The sequence below is a fragment of the Aestuariivita boseongensis genome (assembly GCF_001262635.1).
Classification (GTDB): Bacteria; Pseudomonadota; Alphaproteobacteria; order Rhodobacterales; family Rhodobacteraceae; genus Aestuariivita; species Aestuariivita boseongensis.
Window position 1 is genome coordinate 1 of the sequence record NZ_JXYH01000101.1, and the last position, 3,406, is coordinate 3,406.

Genomic DNA, 3,406 nt, shown 5'->3' on the forward strand with positions numbered 1-3,406 from the left:
CGCTCTTTGGGTTTCTGCCTCGGCTCTTTGCAAGCTGGCTTCGACGGACTGAAAATAGGCAAAAACCGCCAGCGCGGCTGTCATCAAGGCGGTGCTGACCGAACCTATGATCCAGTTTCGCTGCCGTCGGCTGGCAGCTTGACGGCTGGCTGCGATGAAGGCGGCTTGCCGCCTGGTGACTTCAGGTGCGTTATCGGGGCGGTCGTCGCGCCAGTTCTCGGCATCTATAATGTCTTGCGCGCGTAGCAGCAGATGCCCTGGTTGCCCGGCTTCTTCCCATCGTCTGGCCAGACCGTTCAAGCGGGTGTGTTCGCGGATCCAATCAATATCGACGCTGAGTGCTGACACAAGCGTATCGACTGCATTCTCGAACGGATCTCTGGGTGTGCAGAATATGAAGTTCAAGCGCGACAGAAGAGGGGGAATCAGATCCGCGTTAACGTCTTCAATGACGATTGGCGCAATCCTCTTGTTCAGCGAGGATGCATATTCCACCTCCCAGGCGCAGACTTCGGAGGTTGCTGAATGAGGGCTCAGCAGAAAAACGATCGTGTCCGCTTCTTCGATAAGTTGCGACAAGCGGGTGCGCCATTCTTCGGTCGGCAGGATGTCTTCAGTATCGCGAAATACACCAAAGTGGCGGGCGCGCAGCGCGTCAGATACTCTTTGAGCCTGTTCGCGGTCCTTTCTGGAGTATGAGACAAAGACCTTTGCCTCATCCGTTGACCCGTCAAGATTCTCGTCGATATCCAAGTCCACCTATCGGCCCTTTCCCGGATTTTGCGGGCAAGCCACAGTTTCTTCTAGATAAATCGGCCCGGCGCGGAGTGGCAATGAGTATTGGCTAGAGCCCTTTGCCCACTTGCCAGATGCGGTTGGGATGCCGAAAACTGCGGCGTGAGCGGGCAAAGAATGAGAAAAGGTGCAGCGGTTATCGGCCAAATTCCTGCCCCTTGAGTATCGATTCCTTCGTGATCTCGGACCAGTTTTGCACCTCTGCCAGGGCGGTCTTGCCTACTGAAATGATAGATTGGCGCAAACGCACGGCCTCGCTGAGAGAGGGATCGTCGTTCTTGCGAAACGCTTCTATTCGGGTCTTCAGTTCGAGGAACATGAGGTAAATGAGCCTTCTGTCAGCCTCCGAAGATGTTTGATCGACAACGGCGACATATCCGGTCAGCAAAGCGCCGGTTGCTGGGAAAATGCCAGCCAGGAACCATAGAATGCGTGATGGCGGTGTGCCCGTTGTCTGGGTGAGTTCAAAGTATCCTGAGGAAACAACACACAGGAAACCCAGGGCAAATGCGACACCGCCCAACCGTCTCAGGACATTCAGTCGTGCCGTCTGGTTATCTTTTCCCTTGAAATACGCGATCTGGGTGTCGACCCACTCTGCCTCAAGCGCATCGAGGTCTCGCATCCCGTGTTTCGGCCCGTGGGGTGCTTGAAAGCCGAAAAGATGCCCCCGGATCACGCAATCGACCCAATCGTCATGGCGCGTCAGACGAAACTGCGTTTCCGGACGCAAGTCGTTCCAATGCAGGCCCACACCCGCCTGGTGCCAGGCAATCATAACGCGCAGCGTTTCAGACAAACGCCTCCAGCCGGTTGGGTCGGAAACGGCCAGACGTCTGATCTGCAGTTTCGACACGATGGCAATGAGCGCAAGGGCAACGGCATAAACGACCAGAAGAACCCACGAACCGGGAATGACATCGTAAAAGTCACCATAGATCGCGAAGCTTGCCACAGCCAGCGATCCGAGAAGCAGCAAAATCGGCAGGCCCGCGCGCTCGCGTTTCAACAAGCGGTCGGCATTGAACTCGGCGGCGTTACGAACCCGCCGCAAAATCTCCAGTCCGTTGGTCTCAGAAGGCTGCGCGCCCGGCAAGCTCAGGCGCTGCCCTATAAGCACCATATTATCCAAGGCTTCGATGGGCGGGATATCCGACAAACGCGGGCATTGACCGGCCTTGCCCAGCATCTTCGGAGACAGCCCCCAGGCAGACTCCGTTTCCATGTCCAAAGCCTGGTGACCGTGTTCATTTTCGACCCTCTCGGTCCTGATGAGATAGGTCAAATGAGATGCCGGGCAGCGATTGGCGTCGCTGGCTTGCAGTGTCAGGTCAAGCTCTGGCAAGCGATCATATATACCCGACAATCGCGCATGAACGATATGCGCTGTGCCGGCCTGTTTGCCGTTTACCACCCCATTCCATCCAGCGAACAGGACATGAGACGCTTGCGATATGTAAAACCCTGCCGCCAAATAGGCGGCGACTTGCGGATCGTCATCCGGCGTCATCGCTGTGATCGGCGGAGCAAGGGTGATCAGTTCAGCCGACAAACACAGCCTGTCGAACTCTTCGCGTGAATGCGGGTCGAAATCCTGAATGTATTGCTCCAACGGCATCGGCAGCACAACGCGTAACCTGTGCCCGTTTTCCAAGAGAGCCCGGGCGAAAAGGCGGTCCACGCCATCGGCAAGCGGTGACAGGCCGACAATGTCGCTGTCGGGCCAACGCTCAGAGATCTGCCGAAGTCCGTCGTGAATGCAAGCCGCAACCTTCTCCGGTTCTGCGGGATCCCGGTGGCCCACGATTCCAACGATGATCGGAAAGCCAGAATTCCGGGGCGCATTGGTTCGAAGCAGGGCCATTGGGTCGCTTTCAGGATAGGGCACCGGAGCCCCGATTGGGTGTTCGCCGCGCTTTGTTTCGTTTCCCTTGGTCGAAAAACCAAACAAACCTTCGCCATCTCCGACCCTCGACGCGCAATGGACGAAGGATCCGAATGAAGGACTATTCAATAAAATGCGTCACCGGTCAAACGGACTTCGGGAATTTCCTTTGCATTGCCGTTGTTTAAGACAACTTGCCGGCTTCAACGGGCGCTATCCGGATCAACAGGTCGCCCCAGCCATGTTGCCGGGTCGGTGTTGTTTCTTAGGAGCTGTCACAGGGCGGAAGAGCAAGGTCCATCCCTGGTGCATCAGGCTTTTCAAGCGTGACAGAGCGCTGCGCCAAGAGGGGTTTCGGACGAGAGGCGCTTGTCGCAACCGCATCAGGGGCAAGAGTCATCGACTCCCGACATGCTGCGGAATTCAAGGTTCGAATGAAGTGAGCGGTGATATGCCTGATCTTTTGCGGTTGTCCGACGCGCAGATGGCGCGTCTTGAGCCTTGCTTTCGCAAGTTTCGCGTCAATCCGCGTGCCGATGACTGAAGGGTTGTGTCGTCACCCTATGGGATCTTGGGCCCGCTTTTGACCAACGGTAAAGCGATTTGGTTCAATGGATCAAACCAGGTGCCGGGTCGAATTCGGTCTTACCAACCGCAACACATAATCGCGCTGCTGATTGAGCGAAAGCGGCCATGCTGCACAGGCGGTCTGTTCAGCGTCGCGGC

Annotated in this window: 2 protein-coding genes; both read right to left on the minus strand. The window is 56.6% G+C overall.

Features of this window, described 5'->3' with window-relative positions; all coding sequences use genetic code 11:
• A partial coding sequence (locus TR61_RS19220) for a toll/interleukin-1 receptor domain-containing protein (RefSeq protein ID WP_172677033.1) occupies positions 1–753 on the minus strand: 753 nt, incomplete at its 3' end.
• 178 nt (positions 754–931) lie between these two features.
• Positions 932–2,746 (minus strand): hypothetical protein, encoded by a 1,815-nt coding sequence (locus TR61_RS19225; protein WP_157441000.1) that lies wholly within the window; start codon positions 2,744–2,746, stop codon positions 932–934.
• Positions 2,747–3,406 lie beyond the last annotated feature (660 nt).